15 protein-coding genes, 1 tRNA gene and 1 pseudogene are annotated in these 15,762 nt (G+C 61.0%); 10 read left to right on the plus strand and 7 right to left on the minus strand.

Annotated features, from left to right (window positions below):
• Nucleotides 1–10 precede the first annotated feature (10 nt).
• The 5 genes from WNZ15_RS22660 to WNZ15_RS22680 all read left to right on the plus strand — a co-directional run bounded on the left by WNZ15_RS22660 (nucleotide 11) and on the right by WNZ15_RS22680 (nucleotide 5,908).
• The gene (locus WNZ15_RS22660; RefSeq protein ID WP_342895307.1) at nucleotides 11–2,302 is read left to right on the plus strand and encodes a hypothetical protein; all 2,292 of its coding nucleotides are present in this window, start codon (nucleotides 11–13) and stop codon (nucleotides 2,300–2,302) included.
• A gap of 616 nt (nucleotides 2,303–2,918) precedes the next feature.
• Nucleotides 2,919–3,425 (plus strand): hypothetical protein, encoded by a 507-nt coding sequence (locus WNZ15_RS22665; protein ID WP_342895308.1) that lies wholly within the window; start codon nucleotides 2,919–2,921, stop codon nucleotides 3,423–3,425.
• Nucleotides 3,426–3,700: 275 nt separating this feature from the next.
• Nucleotides 3,701–4,600 (plus strand): hypothetical protein, encoded by a 900-nt coding sequence (locus tag WNZ15_RS22670; protein WP_342895309.1) that lies wholly within the window; start codon nucleotides 3,701–3,703, stop codon nucleotides 4,598–4,600.
• Between the two features lie 22 nt (nucleotides 4,601–4,622).
• Nucleotides 4,623–4,931 (plus strand): hypothetical protein, encoded by a 309-nt coding sequence (locus WNZ15_RS22675; RefSeq protein ID WP_342895310.1) that lies wholly within the window; start codon nucleotides 4,623–4,625, stop codon nucleotides 4,929–4,931.
• 80 nt (nucleotides 4,932–5,011) lie between these two features.
• On the plus strand, nucleotides 5,012–5,908 hold the full coding sequence (locus tag WNZ15_RS22680; RefSeq protein WP_342895311.1) for a hypothetical protein: 897 nt from the start codon (nucleotides 5,012–5,014) through the stop codon (nucleotides 5,906–5,908).
• Nucleotides 5,909–5,981: 73 nt separating this feature from the next.
• On the opposite strand, the gene WNZ15_RS22685 is transcribed toward WNZ15_RS22680, so the two are convergent.
• Nucleotides 5,982–6,058, minus strand: a tRNA-Ile gene (locus tag WNZ15_RS22685).
• Nucleotides 6,059–6,350: 292 nt separating this feature from the next.
• Between WNZ15_RS22685 and WNZ15_RS22690 the strand changes: the two genes are divergently transcribed.
• Together WNZ15_RS22690 and WNZ15_RS22695 are read left to right on the plus strand one after the other, a co-directional pair.
• On the plus strand, nucleotides 6,351–7,400 hold the full coding sequence (locus WNZ15_RS22690) for an AI-2E family transporter (RefSeq protein WP_342895312.1): 1,050 nt from the start codon (nucleotides 6,351–6,353) through the stop codon (nucleotides 7,398–7,400).
• Nucleotides 7,401–7,545: 145 nt separating this feature from the next.
• Nucleotides 7,546–8,289 (plus strand): SIMPL domain-containing protein, encoded by a 744-nt coding sequence (locus WNZ15_RS22695; protein ID WP_342895313.1) that lies wholly within the window; start codon nucleotides 7,546–7,548, stop codon nucleotides 8,287–8,289.
• Between the two features lie 49 nt (nucleotides 8,290–8,338).
• On the opposite strand, the gene WNZ15_RS22700 is transcribed toward WNZ15_RS22695, so the two are convergent.
• Both WNZ15_RS22700 and WNZ15_RS22705 read right to left on the minus strand, forming a co-directional pair.
• Nucleotides 8,339–8,926 carry a GNAT family N-acetyltransferase gene (locus WNZ15_RS22700; RefSeq protein WP_342895314.1) on the minus strand — a complete coding sequence of 196 codons (588 nt, stop codon included), beginning with the start codon at nucleotides 8,924–8,926 and terminating at the stop codon, nucleotides 8,339–8,341.
• Nucleotides 8,927–9,066: 140 nt separating this feature from the next.
• Nucleotides 9,067–10,164, minus strand: coding sequence for an FAD-dependent oxidoreductase (locus WNZ15_RS22705; RefSeq protein WP_342895315.1), 1,098 nt, complete (start codon nucleotides 10,162–10,164; stop codon nucleotides 9,067–9,069).
• Between the two features lie 200 nt (nucleotides 10,165–10,364).
• Between WNZ15_RS22705 and WNZ15_RS22710 the strand changes: the two genes are divergently transcribed.
• Nucleotides 10,365–11,054 (plus strand): dimethylsulfonioproprionate lyase family protein, encoded by a 690-nt coding sequence (locus WNZ15_RS22710; protein ID WP_342895316.1) that lies wholly within the window; start codon nucleotides 10,365–10,367, stop codon nucleotides 11,052–11,054.
• Nucleotides 11,055–11,067: 13 nt separating this feature from the next.
• Here the strand turns inward: WNZ15_RS22710 and WNZ15_RS22715 are convergent, their stop codons facing one another.
• From WNZ15_RS22715 to WNZ15_RS22730, 4 genes are all read right to left on the minus strand, one after another.
• Nucleotides 11,068–11,925, minus strand: a complete 858-nt coding sequence (locus tag WNZ15_RS22715; protein ID WP_342895317.1) for a transglutaminase-like domain-containing protein — start codon at nucleotides 11,923–11,925, stop codon at nucleotides 11,068–11,070.
• Between the two features lie 10 nt (nucleotides 11,926–11,935).
• Nucleotides 11,936–13,051: a permease gene (locus WNZ15_RS22720; RefSeq protein WP_342895318.1), complete on the minus strand. Its 1,116-nt coding sequence runs from the start codon at nucleotides 13,049–13,051 to the stop codon at nucleotides 11,936–11,938.
• Entirely contained in the window at nucleotides 13,044–13,394 is a 351-nt protein-coding gene (locus WNZ15_RS22725) for a metalloregulator ArsR/SmtB family transcription factor (RefSeq protein ID WP_342895319.1), read from the minus strand. Before WNZ15_RS22725 ends, WNZ15_RS22720 begins: the two co-directional genes overlap by 8 nt.
• Before the next feature lie 125 nt (nucleotides 13,395–13,519).
• Nucleotides 13,520–14,185: a TetR/AcrR family transcriptional regulator gene (locus WNZ15_RS22730; protein WP_342895320.1), complete on the minus strand. Its 666-nt coding sequence runs from the start codon at nucleotides 14,183–14,185 to the stop codon at nucleotides 13,520–13,522.
• A gap of 178 nt (nucleotides 14,186–14,363) precedes the next feature.
• On the opposite strand from WNZ15_RS22730, the gene WNZ15_RS22735 reads away from it, so the two are divergent.
• Both WNZ15_RS22735 and WNZ15_RS22740 read left to right on the plus strand, forming a co-directional pair.
• A complete protein-coding gene (locus WNZ15_RS22735; protein WP_342895321.1) occupies nucleotides 14,364–15,266 on the plus strand; it encodes a shikimate dehydrogenase in 903 nt (300 codons plus the stop codon).
• A gap of 52 nt (nucleotides 15,267–15,318) precedes the next feature.
• A pseudogene (locus tag WNZ15_RS22740) lies at nucleotides 15,319–15,741 on the plus strand (3-keto-5-aminohexanoate cleavage protein); the annotation flags it as partial.
• Between the last annotated feature and the right edge of the window lie 21 nt (nucleotides 15,742–15,762).

A 15,762-nucleotide genomic window follows, 5' to 3' on the forward strand; every position in this document is an offset into this window, starting at 1 on the left:
AGTAGAAACGATGACTAAATACAAATGGGAAAAAGCTCCCAGACCTAACGGAAAAATTGATCCTTACTCGAGATGGCTGCTGAGAGCCGGGCAAACAAGTATTGATCTCGAACGTTTCTCTAAAGATCCGGGGAACCCTAGGTTTCTATTCTTTTCACGGACAGGTTCTGACGGCCCAACTGAAGTCAAGAATACCTCTGTCCTCGCAGCAGATGCACCTGACGAGACGATCTGGAAGCCTGACGGTGCCGATTACGAATTCAAGTTGGGCCGCTATGATTTTGAAACTCTCAGAGAATATTTCCTTGGTAACCTCACAGCAATAATACCTCTAGAAGAGGCAGTTGAAAGCTACGTCCAGCTCGCCCCAATGGACGAAGACATGGTTCCCAAGACATTCGAACCGATTGCTCCGAAGCCGGACCTGAAAGATCTCGGTATCGACAAGAACAAGGCCGTGATCGTTGGTGTGATTGATGACGGCATCAACATCTCTCACGAGCGGTTTTTCGATCCGAAGGGAAATTCTCGGGTCGACTTTGCCTGGCACCAGGACGGTTTGGCGGAAAAAGCTTCGCCCGTGATGTTCGGCCGGGAACTGACAGGGCCGCAGCTCACGGCGCTCAGCAAGCAATACGATACTGAAGAAGAAATCCTGCGTGCTCTCGGGCTGGTTGATCCCGCGAAGGCGGAGGCGACAACGTTGAGCAAGAGTTTCAGTCATGGCACCTTCGTGCTCGATCGCCTGGCCGGCTATCCCTCCGATGAGAAAAGATACACGACGGACGTCCATGGAAACCGGCGTCCGCCTGATGAAAACGAAGGCACGAATCCCGAGGATCGCCGCATCGTGTCCGTTCAACTGCACCGCAGGGTGACGGAGGAAAGCTCCGGGGTGCTCTACACACTGTTCGCGATGCTCGGACTGCAATACATCGTCGACCGGGCCCGTCTGGTGGCAAAGGAAATCCGGAAGGGCGCGGGTCACGAGGGTGATGACCGGAAAGTGCCGCTTGTGGTCAACTTCAGCTACGGCCTCGCCGGCGGCCCCCACAATGGCGAGCACCTGTTCGAGCGATTTGTCGACCAGATGGTGACATTGCTTGATGAGGACACCGAGCTCGGACCTCTGATCGTGCCCATGCCGACCGGAAACCGTCATCTTCTCGAGGGTCACGCCCATCGCCATGCGGAAAAAGACGGCCCAACCTGTCTGGACCTGAATTGGATCACACAACCACAGGACAAGTCTCCCAATTATCTGGAAATCTGGGTCCCCAAGCCACCCGAATCGTCTTCGGTTCAAGCGACTGCGCCCGACACAATACTGCACCTGAAATTACAGCCACCGTTCGGTGGCAAAGAATTGATCCTGACGCTTCCATTTGATCTGGCGAAACCCGGTGAGGACCAGGGCCGGGAACTCATTGATGAAAATGGTAATATCCTTGCCCAGGTTACTCTGGACACCCTGGACGCGGACAATGCCGATGACAACAAACGGCTGCATCCCGACGAACCTGACCAATATGCCAAGGCCCGGATCCTGATCGCCCTTGCCCCAACCTACCCGGTTTCCGATGACAAGGTCCATATTCCCCCGGGCGTTTGGCGGGTGACGGCTCATACCCACCTGGCGCCAGGCGAATATCTGGAAGCCTGGATCCAGCGTGACGATTCCCCACCCCTGTTCCGGCGTCCCGGTCGTCAATCCTATCTGGAACTGACGGACTGGACACCTGAGTGGCAGCGGCAGGATGAACTGACCGAGCATATTCATCCACTCGAACCGGGAGCCGGTGTTTCCCGGTATGGCGCTATCAGCGGCATCGCCACAGCGCACAACATGCTGCGGGTCAGCGGTGTACGCCTTTACGATGACAATATGCCGGCCCTCTATTCAGGAGCACCCCACGAGGGTATGCGCAGCGTCAGGGCTGCGGCCGCGGCCGACCGGTCCCGCGTCCATCGCGGGCTTGTCGGAACGGGGGGACTTAGCGGCAGTACGCAGGTCATGAACGGCACCAGTGTCGCGGTACCGATCGTGGGACGGCTCATCGCGGACTACCTGGCCAAGACCCCACAGGGGACGGCCAAGAAAGCGATAGAAGGCTTTTTGTGTAAAAATAGACACAGCAGACAACCGCCAAAGGCCAATCCCTCTCCCGCCAAACAAGTGCTGGAGGCGAACCCCGATCTCGCAATGCGCCGGGGCGGCCCCCCACTCAAGATTGGCGACCCGGAAGATACTTACGAATGCAAGTTGTTGAATGGCCGCAAATGGCCGTACCTCAGGCGATAATGCAAGTGACTTCCCGAAGCGCCGTTTTCTGAAATTTTTACACTTTGTTAACGGCTGGGAGACGCCCCGCTGACACCACATGACCCAAGATGAACCGCTCGATCAGACGAGCGGTTCACCTTGGAGGTTCAGATGCTTTTCTTAAAAGGACATGGGCGGCACGTCGTCCCCGACGGGACGCGCAGCGCCCCGAACTACCCCGCCCACACATGCGTTTCCGAAGCCTGCGGCTTCACACCCGAAGAGCTGATCCTCGAGGATGGCGAAGGCTATGGTGGAGCAGCCAGTCGATGGCCTCTCTCGCTTCAGAGGCGCTTTCTCAAAGAATCCAACGGCCCCAAAACACATTTTACAAGATAAATATTTGAAAAAAATCGCGTACTTTTATGTAACGGAAAATATTACCCGAACAAAAATTAATTAAATTAGAAAAATAACAATAAATTAAAGTAAAAATCACACATTTTCACGTTTTTCTAACACCACAAACATAATTTTTACATTCATAATCAAAATGTCGATACGGAAGAACACGACTTCCTCAAGCATTTCTCCGTGTCGCAGCTCAATTCCGGTTGAGCAGTTTCACTCGTCACAAAACGCAAGGAGAAAGCAGATGGCTGGTACAGTTCAATTCAATCGGGACGTCGCGGAATGGGGGCCGAAGGTCAAGCCCTGGGAAAAATCGGAGGATGTCGGTTTCGTCATCTCTGAAATTCTCGAGCTCTATTACCCGGTCGGCTCCCTGATGACGGCCAGGATCTCGGGCAACTGGCTCGGCGAAGGCGAAAAGCCGGAAAACAATCCGGAAACGCTGGATCTGATGCTTCAGATGCAGGAAGCCGGTGGAGACGAGTATGTGGAAATCATTCTCCGCTCCACCACCTTCACCCCCTTCTACGCCGGGTATCTCTTCGGCAACGAAGTCGAGATCACCGACACGCTCGTCAACGGCCACCGTGTCCTGATTTCGTCGAACGGTCACAACAGGTTCCGCTACGAATTCGATGGCGCGCAGTATTCGCTCGCCGGCGTCCTGACGCTGGCAGGCGTCTCGACCAATGCGGTTGATGCCTGGCGTCACGGAACCAAACGCAGTGCCCGCGCGAGAAAAGCCGCCTGAGCGGTCCCTGCCCCGGCTCGGCGCGCCTCCTGCGCGGTCGGGCCGGGACAGTCCCGATCCATTCCGTTGCATCTGCAATCCAGCCTGAAAACGGCCCGGTTCCTCCCTGCCGGCAGTTGATTGCAGCATCCGGCGCGGAGAGCGACCAGCCACCCGGCGGATAGCGCTCTCCGCCGCTGACCGCACCGGCAGCCGCCCGGGTTCCCCAGAGACTGCAAGGCCCGCACCTTCGGACCGCCCGGCAGCCGTGGCTGCCCTGCAAGAAAGGAACAGTCATGTTGTCATCACTTGCCCCCGGGCATTGGCTCCGGAAGCTCTTGCCAATTCTATTGCTGCCGCTACTTGGCGGCCTTGCGGGATGCGCCCTGTCGCCGGCGACATCGGACGTCGAGGCCTTCGGCAAGGCGGCAACCAGGGCTTCCGCGGCGGTGGCGATACCCGACCAGTTGCAGAACGAACTCCTGCTCAAGATCGCCGTCAACCGCAACGCCTGCAGGTATTTGCAGGCCGGTTCCTACAGTCTCGCCTCAAAACCGTCGAACAGCACCCTTGAAACCATCCGGGAACAGGTAAAGTTCGTCCGCGCGCTCGAGGCCTATTCCCGGGCACTCGCCGGTGTCGCCGGGCCCGAAGGCCTTGCCGACCTGCGCGCGGCCGCCAACGGTTTTTCCGATCAGGTCTCCACTGTTGCGGCCATAGGGCCGTTCAGCCCGGGCGCGGCCACCGTCGTCGGCCCCGTCGCCAAGGTTCTGGTCAACGCCGTCGTGAATGTTTCCGAACTTCGCAGACGGAAAAAGATGAAAGAGATCATGACCGCGACCGATCTTTCGATCCTCAGGGGCGCCCGCAGGATCGGTCAGGATTACAAGCAGATCGAAGCACATCTGAAGCGTCTTGTCTCGGCCTGGAATGGCAGCGCGCGCTGTGTCCTCACCCAGGTGCGTGCGTCGAACGGGGCCGGTGCCTACGACCTCTTCACCCGGTTCGACAGGGACTACCGCACCTACCGGGCGCAGGTAAAGACCGTCAACAAGGCCGTCAATCTTGTCGGTCAGATCGTCGCGACACACCAGAAACTGGTCGAGTCCGAGGGTGATTTCGAAGCGGCGCTCGCCGGCTTCAATCAGGCCATCGCCGATTTCAGCGCCCTGAAGCAAGTCCTGCTGACCAACTGAAGACACGGGAAGGACCCTACCAATGCCCAGCAACAAGGCAGCTGCAAAAAAGCTCAGAAACTGCATTTCCGACCTCTGGCTGAGCAGAAGCAACGGACGGACCCCGGCACAGATCGACCGGATCGACGCCGAACTGCGCCGTGTGGAGGAAGAATATTTCGCCCTTCTGGGCGTCCCGGCAAATGCGACCTACGCCGAACTTACCGGAGACCTCACTCGCGCCAGAAACGGGCTCAACGCGATCAGGCAGGACCGTGACGACTTCACCAACGGCCTTGTCACTGCGACCAAGCTGCTCGGATCGATCTCGGCCGTACTCAAGCTCATTTAGGCCGCCCAAAAGAAATAAGCCGGCCCGTACGTGACCCCATCGCCACAACCCGAAAATGGAAAACCTCAAGGAGACTGAAAATGAAACAGGAGAGTATAACCGCATCCGCCATCGGCAGCCGCAGATTTGAAAAGGACCCGGACCTTTGCCTGGTCTATCGCATATTCGGAGCGAGTGGCGCCCAGGTGAACTGCTCGGAGTTTTCTGACAAACTCTCGCTTCTGGCAAAGCAGGACAGTCTGGAAGCCCGCTCCGCGCAGAGTGACATCAAGATCTGCGCGGACGGAGATTCCTGGATCAATATCCTGATCGAATTTTCCCATGCGCTCGGTTACAACAAGACCTTCTTCGATGTCCTGGAAGAGCGCTACCGGACGTCGAGCACCGCGTGCCCGGGCGACACCTTCGAGCAGATGCTGCAGGAAAAGACCTTCAAGGTGCACATCGATTCCGGCATCAATGATTTCTTCATTTTTTCAGGTGGCGGCGTCGATGTTCTGGGCGGCGGCGCCCTGACCAGACTTCTGAAAACCAAGGCCGACGGCGGTGGGTCCTCCGATCCGGAAAAATACCTGAACCTCGACAGGGTTGACGCCGCGCTCGGGAAGCTGAAGTCCGGGTATCTGGAAATCGCCCAATACGTCAAGGTAAGGTCACCCAGAACGGTGATGCTGGTGCACGGCTACGACTATCCGGTCGCACAGGCGGACGGTCCCTGGCTTGGCACTCCGTTCCTCAAACGGAATTTCGACATCGGCAGCGACAGGGCCCTTGTCGACGGCATTCTGGCCTATCTGGTCGACCGCTTCTACGGCATGCTCGATGACGTCGCGCGCAACATCAGCAACGTGACGGTCGTGGATGTGCGCAATGTCGTCAAGGGGCGCTGGACCGATGAACTGCATCCGAAGAAAGCCGCTTCGGAGGACATCGCCGCCGTCTACCAGAATGTGATGGAGGGCAGCCCGGTCGCCTAGCGAGACCGGCTGAACGAAACCTCGACGAGAGCCTGGGCCACATTACTGGCTCAGGCATCGACTTGAAGGAAAATGGTGGGCCCGGAGGGACTCGAACCCCCAACCAATCCGTTATGAGCGGACGGCTCTAACCAGTTGAGCTACAGGCCCACGGCAGGCATCGCCGCGGTGGCGGCGCCTGCATCGTCTTCCCTATACCATGGCAACTTTCAGGGGCAAGTGCTTTGCGCCGACGAGGGGAAAGGCGGGTGCAAAAAGGTCTGGAAAGGGCACCTTGCCGGTGGCACCGGACGGCGCGCCCTGCGCGCGGGCAGGCGCCCGGCCCCAGTTGCAACCCGCTCCCCCGGAAACAAACAGCTTTACGCCGTCAGCGGAACCGACCTAAACAGGACAGGCGCTCCAAGGAGCCATTGCCGCCTGTCCCGCCAACTCCGGAGCCGCCATGCGATCCCCGCTTCTTTCCGTTACGCTGAGCGTGCTGCTTGTGTGCCTGGTGGGCTGGCTTCTGGTGGTCGGACGCTCGCTGATCCTGCCCTTCGTCATCGCCCTGATCGTCTGGTACATGATCAATTCGCTGGCCCATCTCATTCAGGCGATCCCGATCGGGCACCGGCACCTGCCCGGATATGTCTCGTTCTCGCTGGCACTGCTGGTGATCTTCGCCGCCGCGACCCTGGTGCTGGATGTGGTCACGGTCAACCTGACCCAGCTTGCCCTGGACGCGCCTACCTATCAGAAACGCCTGGAGGAACTGTTCGGCCAGTTTTCCTCTCATCTCGACCTGAATGACCCGCTTGAGATGAAGGACCTGTTTCCGGACTCGGTCGTGCCGCGCATGGTCACCGCGGGGGCGAGCCTTGTGACCACCCTTGCCGGCTCCGCCAGCCTCGTCTTCATCTATGTCCTGTTTCTGGTGCTGGAACAGTCGACCTTCGACGCCAAGTTCGAACGTCTGTTCTCCTCGCCCGAGCGCGCGGATTCCGCCTTTGCCATGCGCGCGGAAATCAACCGCTCGATCATGCATTATTTTTCCATCAAGACTTCCGTTTCCATCGCCACCGGCGTGCTGACCAGTCTCGTTCTGATCGCGATCGGCCTGCCCTACGCGGCCCTGTTCGGCTTCATCGCCTTCCTGCTCAACTTCATTCCCACGATCGGCTCCCTGATCGGCGTGATCTTCCCGAGCCTGCTGGCGCTCGTCTATTACGACAATCTGGGTCCGTTCATTGCCATCGCCTCCGGGCTCGGCCTGATCCAGTTTACTATCGGCAACCTGATCGAACCTCGGCTGATGGGGTCCAATCTCAACCTGTCGGGCCTTGTCATCATGCTCTCCCTGGCTTTCTGGGGCGCGATCTGGGGGATCGTCGGCATGGTTCTGTGCGTGCCGCTGACCGTGATGATCGTGATCGTCTGCGCCCGCTTCGAAGGCGCGCGGCCCGTCGCCGTATTGCTGTCGCAGACCGGTGAAGTCGGCCCCCTTCCTCGTTGAAGACAGCCTGACCGGCCCCTGACATCCGGCGTCGGCGCCGCGGCCGCGATGAACCCCGCATGAACGCGTTCGTCATTACCGCGCCGCAATCGCGGCAGATGCTCCCAACATCGAAATTCGGTTTGATATCAAGGACAAGATCACAATGACATCCCGTCGTTTTCGTCCCGCACGCTTTCTGCGCACCGCCGCCCTGGCCGCGGCTCTGGGGGCCGCGCTCGCGGGTGCTGCCCCGGCCCTGGCCCAGGACCCGGCGTCTCTGTCCGGCATCCTCACCATGGAAGGCCGCGGCACCGTGTCGGTGGCGCCCGACATGGCCGTGATCACCGCCAGCGTGGTCTCCACCGGCAAGAACGCGGCCGGAGCCCTCTCGGAAAACAGCATCGCGGTCGCCCGGGTCATCGAGGCCATCAAGGCTCAGGGGATCGCGGCAAAGGACATCCGGACCAGAGGATTCGGCATCTACCCGCGCTACGACCATTCCAAGGCAACCGAGGGCCAGCCCGAAATTCAGGGTTATGAAATTCGCAACGGTGTCGAGGTCAATGTCCGCGACCTCGCCAAGCTCGGCGATCTGCTGACCCTTGTGGTCGACAGCGGCGCCAACGCGGTGGACGGCATTCGCTTCGAGGTCAGCGACCCGGGTGAGAAGCTCGATGAAGCCCGCCAGGGCGCAGTTGCGGACGCGCGGCACAAGGCCGGGGTCTTTGCCGCGGCTGCGGGCGTTGAACTGGGCGGCATTGTCTCCATAGCCGAGTCCGGTGTCGACATGCCCCGTCCCGTCATGATGCGTGCGGAAGCCATGATGGCCAAGTCCGGTCCGGTGCCGGTGGAAGCAGGCGAGGAAACCATCGCCGCCACCGTGACCATCCGCTGGTCGCTGAAATAGGCTCGGGCAGCACCGCCAACGCCCATGCCGGTTCCCCCCGGCATGGGTGCTACAGCGTCCGGTGCCACACCTGCATCGGCTTTTCGCTTTCCTCGCTGTCCCCGACGTCCAGCCACGGAAACGCGACCACCACCTTGTCGAGCTTGTCATAGCCGCGCTTGCGCCAGAACGGATCCAGCGGCGCGTAATCCGCCGGTTTCATCGGATGATCGCCGGGCCGGACAACCGCGCAGAACACCGCCTCTTCAAATCCCAGCGCGCTTGCATGGTCTTCGCGTTCCTCGAAAAAGCGATGACCGATCCCCTGGCCGCGCCAGGCAGGATCCAGAACCGACTCCGCCATGTAGAAGATCTTCGACAGATCGAGCCCGCGCGCCTGGAGAGGCCGGCGGAACGCCGCAAGCTCGCCTTCCAGCGGCGCACCGGTCGCCGCTCCGACCAGCCTCGCCCCGTCATAGGCCCCCACGATCACGGCACCGTCGGTGTCGGCATAGCGCTGCAGGTATTTCGCCTCGTAGTCAGCGGTTCCCTCATACAGATAGGGCCACGCCCGAAACACCGATATCCGCAGCGCGGCCAGTTCGTCGAGCGCATGCCTTACGGCGTCACCGGTCAAACGTCTGATATCGACTTTCATCGCCAGTTCCCTCTTCCGGCAGGATGGCTCGAAGTGCATTTGCCGCCGGGCTGAGCATGAGCGGTGTCCGGACGCCTTCGTCTCGTTGCCGCCCCATACCTGATACCCGTTCATGATCCCCGTTATTGGTAGCGACCTGCTCAGTCCCGGGCTTCCAGCCAGGTCCGCGCCGTCTCCATGTCCTTGTTCATGACACCGTCCGCCAGCTTGAGGCCGACCGCCGCGCCGAACTTGTAGCCATGCCCCGAACAGGCCGAGACGACGGTCGCCCTGTCCTGGGTCTCGACGAAGAAATGCTCGTCGGCGGTGAAGGTGTAGGCGCAGGTCACCACGTCATCGACGCGGTAGTCCCCGATCCGCGCGAACGGCGGCGAAAAGTAATCGCGCAGGGTCTCGCCTTCGCCCGGCTTCGGCACCCGGTCCTGATCGGGCTTCGACTTGTATTTGTGGATCCCCGCGCCGAACTTGAGCCCGGTTCCGGCCACCGGCGGCAGCACGTAGCCGTCGATCGATCCACCCGGATCCAGGATCGCCGGTGCATTTTCCCACGCTTCGTGCAGATCCTCCGGCGGCGTCAGGTAAACGACGGCGGTGCGGTAGGTGGTCAGGCTGACATCCAGTTTCGGAAACAGGCCGAGCGTCCAGGCGCCCGTTGTCACGATCACATGGTCCGCCGACAGGCGCGCGCCGTCTGCCAGCAAGACCGAGCCCGTCGCCGCATCGACGGACGTGACCTCTGTGTTTTCACGCACATCCGCCCCCCGGGCGACCAGCCAGTCCTTGAGCTGCGAAGCGATCCGCCGGCACAGCAGAATGCCGCCTTCCGGGCTGACGGCGCCGTAGCGGATGGTCGCCGGATCGACAAAGGGAAAGCGCACGGCGGTTTCCTCCGGCGTCAGCTCTTCCAGCGGATACCCGCCTGCGCGCAAGCCGTCCCGGTAGACATCTCCGCCGTCACCTGCCTGTTGCGACAACAGCATGAAGCCGGTCTCGACGAGATGGCTGTGACCGAGATCGGCCCACATCTCGTCCCAGGCCGCGTATGCTTCGCCGATCCGGCGCTGGTAGCCGCCCCGGCCGCCATAGGCCCGCCGGATGATGCGGTGCTGGTCACCGGACGCCGACAGCGGATTCGGCACCGGCCCCTGTTCGACAAGCGTGACCGGAACGCCCCGGCGGGTCAGGGCCCAGGCGGTGGATAGGCCGGCAATGCCGGCGCCAACAACAAGTATTGTCATGCGAGTCGTCCTGCTGCGTGAAGCGGCAGAGTATCCTCGCGATACGAGGATGCAAGACGGGATGCCAGACGGGATGCCAGATGGGGCACCGGCAAATCGGCGCATGCCGGTTCTGTGACCTGGATTGCCGCAAGCAGGAAAGTATCGCCTTCGCTTGGACGTACCTTGGTGAAGCCCCTCGCAGAATATGAGGAAACCACGTGCTGAACACGACCGCTCCGGGCCAGGAGACGCTGGCGCAGAAGAGGCTCTCCGATTATCCCGACTGGGGGTATCTACTGCGGGAAATCTATGAGGCCTACCGTTTTCTGTCTTCCGGAGGCAGCGACAAGATCCGCGCGCACCAGCGCGCCGTGCGCGAGGCCATCAGCCGGGTCAGCAAGTCCAAGTCCGAAATCCGGTTCGACGCGCCGGCGCAAAAGCCGGTCAGCGCCCACCTCAAACGCGCGCTGGACGAGGGGCGCCAGGAGCGCACCGCGCCGCTCATCCGTGCTGTGGAAAGCATTCAGGACCATCTGATCTGGCAATACGGCTATGAAAAGGTCCCGCGCGGGCTCGACAAGACCTATGCCTATGCCGAAATCTGCGGCCCCAACGGCCCTGTCCTGACCACCGAGGTCATTCTGGGGCTGGTCCTGTTCGCGCCCGGCTGCACCTACCCGGCGCATGCCCACAGCGGCATTTCGGAAAGCTATATCTGCCTGTCAGGTGCGGTTTCGGAAAATCACCAGGGCGTCTACGCGCCGGGCTCGATGATCTTCAACCCGCCGGAGCACACCCACCGCATCACCGTTTCCAAGACCGAACCGGCCCTGCTCGCCTATGCGTGGATCGGCCCCCAGCAACAACTCGCCGGCCAGAAAATGGTGTTCAGCCGCAAAGGGGGATGAAAACCGAAAGCCGTCAGGCTGACGCAACCGTCTCGCCGACGACCTCCCGCCGGATCGTGACCTCGGCCTTTTCCAGCCTGCCTTCGTGGCTTATCCAGGCCGGTTCATTGATCAGTTTCACACCCACGATACCGGCGGCGGGAAAGGTGAGGCCCATGGAATGCGCGACCGCCACCCGGTCGCCCGGCTTGGGGTTGAGACCGCAACAGATCTCGCGCGTGCCCATTTTGAGATGATGGGCGATATCCCATTCCAGAACAACGCCATTGTGGCGTGTCACCACCCAGCAGTGCCCGTCCTCACAGGACCCGTTTTTCTCCTGCGGAAAGAAGTAGCCGGTGATGTAGCCCGCCTCGTATCCGGCGGCACGCAGGGACGCGATCAGATAGGTGTTGATGTCGACGCAGGACCCTTCCGTCAGGCCGCAGGCAAGATAGGGCACTTCCTCGCAGCCGTCATTGAAGCGCACGTCAGGATGGGCATAGCGGAATTTCTCCGCGGCCGCATTGACCAGCGCCTGGATGGCCGCATGGCCGTCCGGCTGTGCGTCGGCAATGTTGATCGCGTCGAAGACCAGCTCCCTTGCAGCCTGCGTGTAGCGGTTCCGGTGCGGCATGAAAACCGCGTCCGGATACCCGTGCCCGCCACTCATGTAGGTGTACCGCAGCGCCAGCGTTTCGTCTCCCTGCGGAGCGACGAGCGCAGCCATCTGACCGGTCGTGCTTTCGCCGGTCAGGGACATGCGGCCGCCACTGACCTCGAAACCGGCGGTCATCCGGTGTGGTGTTGGCAGTCCGACCGGGACCAGAAGCTTGCGACCGCGTTCTTCATGCGGGGCGACGGTGACGGTTACAGCGACAGTGGAGCGCATCTTCAGGTCCTCATACAACCAGCTGGAAGATCAGGCCGGACAGCACGGCGCCGACAAAGCCCAGTCCGAGATAGGTCGCGAACACCTGTGGCTTGACCAGCGACCAGACCGCGGCCATCGCCGGGATCGAGCTGACCGCACCCGCGATCATGAAGGCCATCGCCGCGCCGGAACTCATGCCCTGATCCACAAGACCGGCCAGGAGTGGGGGCGCCACGTAGCTGTTGAGATAGGCAGGCATGCCGACCAGCGCGGAAATCACGATGGCACCAAGCCCGTTGCCGCCGACAACACCGGCGATCAGGTCAGCCGGGACGTAGGTAACGAGGGCAGCTTCCAGCACATAGGCCAGGGCCAGCCACTTGACCAGGAACAGCGCGTTGACCCTGAGCTCGGAGCCGAACTTTGCGGTGCGTTCCGTTTCCCGCCAGAACTGCCACACCGGACGGCCGGTCTGCGGCGAGGCCCCGCAGCCACAGCCGCTGGCCGAGGATCCGATCTTCACCGGATTGGACAAGGCCCCCGTGCGCAACAGCATCGCCACAAGAAAGCCGCCGAACAGGCCGAGCGCGACGGCAAACACCGCCTTGCCGATGGCAAAGGACCAGCCGAGCGCGCCGGCGGTGATCAGAAGGGTCGGCGGGTCGATCAGGGGTGAAGACAGCCAGAACGCCATGATCGCCGACAGGGGCGCGCCGACGGCCAGAAGACCGGCGATGAAGGGAATGACTTCGCAGGAGCAGAAAGGCGCCAGCCCCCCGAACAGCGCGGCAAGGAAGATCGCCTGGGTTTCGCGTCCCTCGAACGCCCGGGCGACATAGGCTTCCGCGCCCGCCGCCTTCAGCCAGGCAATCAGCGCCACCGCGAAGGCGATATAGGGCAACGTGCCGAGAAAGGCCTTGATCGCGAAACTCACGAAGGGAACGAATTGCGGCTGGTCGAGCAGCAGCACGAGCAGCGGGCCGCCGAGGACGATGGTCCAGGTCGACAGCAGGACACGTCGTCCCGGAAAACGCGTCCAGGACCATTTCGAGGCCGGCGTGCTGCAGCAGGATGTTTTCGGGGCACAGCAGCTAGCAGATCCACCTGCGCCCGCACTCCGCAGATCGTTCACGGTATCAGTCATCGACGAACTCACTTTTCCGTTTTGGCCCGCTTGGCTCGCTAGGCCCAGCGCAACCGTTTGCATCCGCGCAGCATTCCTTCAGGATGTATCCGGCGAGGTTTTCCAGGTGATCGAAGGCGGCGTGATTGATCACCGACCGGCCGTCCTTTTCCTGCCTCACCAGTCCGGCGGCGGCGAGGAACTTCAGGTGATGGGCAAGGGTCGACGCCGCCATGCCCGTCCGGGACTGGATGTCACCGACCGTCAAACCACCCTGCCCTGCCTTGACCAGCGTCAGAACCACCTGCAGTCGGGCTTCCGAGCCCAGCGCCGAAAAACCTTGCGCCGCGATTTCCAGATCCATGAAAGCCTCATCCAATATAACTACATTTCTAGTTATATAGTGATTTTGGATCTGTCAATGGCTTTCGACGCCCGGTGCTTGCAGGCAGCGCAGGCAGCGGCTGCGGATCGGAAACGATTGAAGGGTCAGGCAGCCACGAAACGCAGCACGGTTTCGGAAACATCCGCTTTCAGGATGTCCTGTCCGGCCGCCGATTGCAGCTCCGGACCGAACAGCATGGAAAAGGTCGTCGCGTTGGAAACGTTGAAGAAACTCATTGCCGAAATCAGCCAGTGTATCCGCAAGGGCGCCAGCCCGTCCCGGAACACGCCGTCGGTGACCCCCTTGGAATAGACCCCTTCGATCTGCGCGATGGCGGCCTCGTTGAGGCTCTTGATCTCTTCTGACTGCTCGAGGTAGCGGCCATTGTGAATGTTTTCGATCATCACCAGACGGATGAAGGCCGGATTGTTGCGGTGATGCTCGAAGGTGAATTCAACCAGTCTTGCCAGAGCCGCGCGCGGGCTCAAATGGTCCAGGTCCAGTTGTTCCTCGCCCTCGCGCACCTTCTTGTAGGCCGCCTCGAGCGCCTTCAGGTACAAGGTCTCCTTATCCCCGAAATAATAGTAGATCATGCGTTTGGACGACCGCGTCTTGGCGGCGATTTCGTCCATCCGGGCACCCGACAGGCCGTTGGTCGCGAACTCTTCCAGCGCCACGGCCAGGATATTGGCCCGAACGCCTTCCGGATCCTGCTTCCATCGGGCGCGCGCGGAACTTTTCCCGGACACCACAGTCTCATTGATTGACATGCCTTTTTCTAGCTCAGCCTGCCGCCTTGTGCCAGCCTTAATTAACTGTCTGGTACATTCCTCTTGACTGAATTAACTGGTTAGTTCATTTTTGCCGCCATAACGAAGCCGCAGCCGGATAAAAACCCCGCGAAGAGGGGAACCCCGGCTGGCGGCCGGATCCGTGGGAGGAACCTGGGTGAGCACCGCAAGTGACATTTTGCTGGCCGGATTGATCGGACGCGGTATAGCGCGATCGAGAACGCCGGAAGTGCACATAGCGGAAGCGGCGGCCCAGGGGATGCGCAGCGTCTATCGCATCATCGATGTCGACCTGCTTCCCGCGGACGACCAAAACATGAAAACCATTGTGCACGCGGCGGAAATGACCGGCTTCAACGGTCTCAACGTCACCTACCCGTTCAAGATGGGAGTGATTGACCTTCTTGATGAACTCTCGCCCAATGCGGCCGCCGTCGGATCGGTCAACACCATCGTGTTCCGGGACGGCAGACGCATCGGCCACAACACCGATCTCTGGGGATTTGCGGAAAGCCTCCGGCAGAACATGCCGGACGCTCCCCTGGAGACGGTGCTTCTGCTCGGCGCCGGAGGAGCGGGTGTTGCCGTTGCCCACGCGTTGGCGGACTGCGGCACCCGGCATCTGAAAATTTTCGACCTGGACCCTGCCCGCGCCGAGCAACTGGCTGCTCAGGTTCAGGCAAACCGCCCGGGCCTGAGGGTTGCGCCTGTCGTCACCGTCGCCGAGGCCGCCGGCCTGGATCTGTCCGGCATTGTCAATGCCAGCCCCGTCGGCATGGCAAAAACTCCGGGCACACCGTTTCCATTCGAATTCCTGCGGCCCGGCATGTGGGTCGCGGACATTGTCTATTTCCCCCTGGAAACGGAGCTGCTGGCCGCCGCGCGGCAACTCGGCTGCCGCGTCCTGCCGGGATCCAGCATGGCGGTCTTTCAGGCCGTCCGGGCCTTTGAACTGTTTACCGGTCGGCGCGCCGATCCGGTTCGAATGAAGACCGCCTTCGATGCCTTCGACGAGATACCGCGGGCAACCGCGGATGCTTGGGTCAACCTGCCGTCATGAGGCTCATGAAAGCAGGCAAGTTGATCGTTTTCAAAAGGATTGGAAGAGCCTGCGGATCACGCTCAACGGCGCTGAAAACCGCAGGACCCTGGCCGGGCATTTCATTTCAGAAGGCTTCGGGTCCGGCATCCAGCACATCGCCTTTGAAACCGGCGACATCTTCCAGACGGTCAGTGCGCTCAAGCGGAACGGTTTCGCGCCACTCGAGATCTCCCCGAACTACTACGACGACCTCGACGCCCGGTTCGGCCTTGAGGAGAGTTTTCTGGAGGCGTTGAAATCCTCCGGCATCCTCTATGACCGGGACGACACTGGCGAGTATTTCCAGCTCTACAGCCCCACCTATGGCGAGGGCTTCTTCTTCGAGGTGGTCGAGCGCCGTGGCGGCTACAAGGGCTACGGCGCCGCCAACGCCCAGTTCCGCATCGCTGCCCAGAAACGGCGTTTCCGGGCAAAGGGCATGCCCGTCCGCTGAACGGCAGAACCTGGCAGCCGA

This window comes from Roseibium sp. AS2 (genome assembly GCF_038900065.1).
GTDB lineage: Bacteria > Pseudomonadota > Alphaproteobacteria > Rhizobiales > Stappiaceae > Roseibium.

Bases quoted from the DNA above. Each gene is read 5' to 3' on its own strand.
- WNZ15_RS22660 (WP_342895307.1), top strand. From the start codon at position 11: ATGACTAAATACAAATGGGAAAAAGCTCCCAGACCTAACGGAAAAATT.
- WNZ15_RS22665 (WP_342895308.1), top strand. From the start codon at position 2,919: ATGGCTGGTACAGTTCAATTCAATCGGGACGTCGCGGAATGGGGGCCG.
- WNZ15_RS22670 (WP_342895309.1), top strand. From the start codon at position 3,701: ATGTTGTCATCACTTGCCCCCGGGCATTGGCTCCGGAAGCTCTTGCCA.
- WNZ15_RS22675 (WP_342895310.1), top strand. From the start codon at position 4,623: ATGCCCAGCAACAAGGCAGCTGCAAAAAAGCTCAGAAACTGCATTTCC.
- WNZ15_RS22680 (WP_342895311.1), top strand. From the start codon at position 5,012: ATGAAACAGGAGAGTATAACCGCATCCGCCATCGGCAGCCGCAGATTT.
- WNZ15_RS22690 (WP_342895312.1), top strand. From the start codon at position 6,351: ATGCGATCCCCGCTTCTTTCCGTTACGCTGAGCGTGCTGCTTGTGTGC.
- WNZ15_RS22695 (WP_342895313.1), top strand. From the start codon at position 7,546: ATGACATCCCGTCGTTTTCGTCCCGCACGCTTTCTGCGCACCGCCGCC.
- WNZ15_RS22700 (WP_342895314.1), bottom strand. From the start codon at position 8,926: ATGAAAGTCGATATCAGACGTTTGACCGGTGACGCCGTAAGGCATGCG.
- WNZ15_RS22705 (WP_342895315.1), bottom strand. From the start codon at position 10,164: ATGACAATACTTGTTGTTGGCGCCGGCATTGCCGGCCTATCCACCGCC.
- WNZ15_RS22715 (WP_342895317.1), bottom strand. From the start codon at position 11,925: ATGCGCTCCACTGTCGCTGTAACCGTCACCGTCGCCCCGCATGAAGAA.
- WNZ15_RS22720 (WP_342895318.1), bottom strand. From the start codon at position 13,051: ATGACTGATACCGTGAACGATCTGCGGAGTGCGGGCGCAGGTGGATCT.
- WNZ15_RS22725 (WP_342895319.1), bottom strand. From the start codon at position 13,394: ATGGATCTGGAAATCGCGGCGCAAGGTTTTTCGGCGCTGGGCTCGGAA.
- WNZ15_RS22730 (WP_342895320.1), bottom strand. From the start codon at position 14,185: ATGTCAATCAATGAGACTGTGGTGTCCGGGAAAAGTTCCGCGCGCGCC.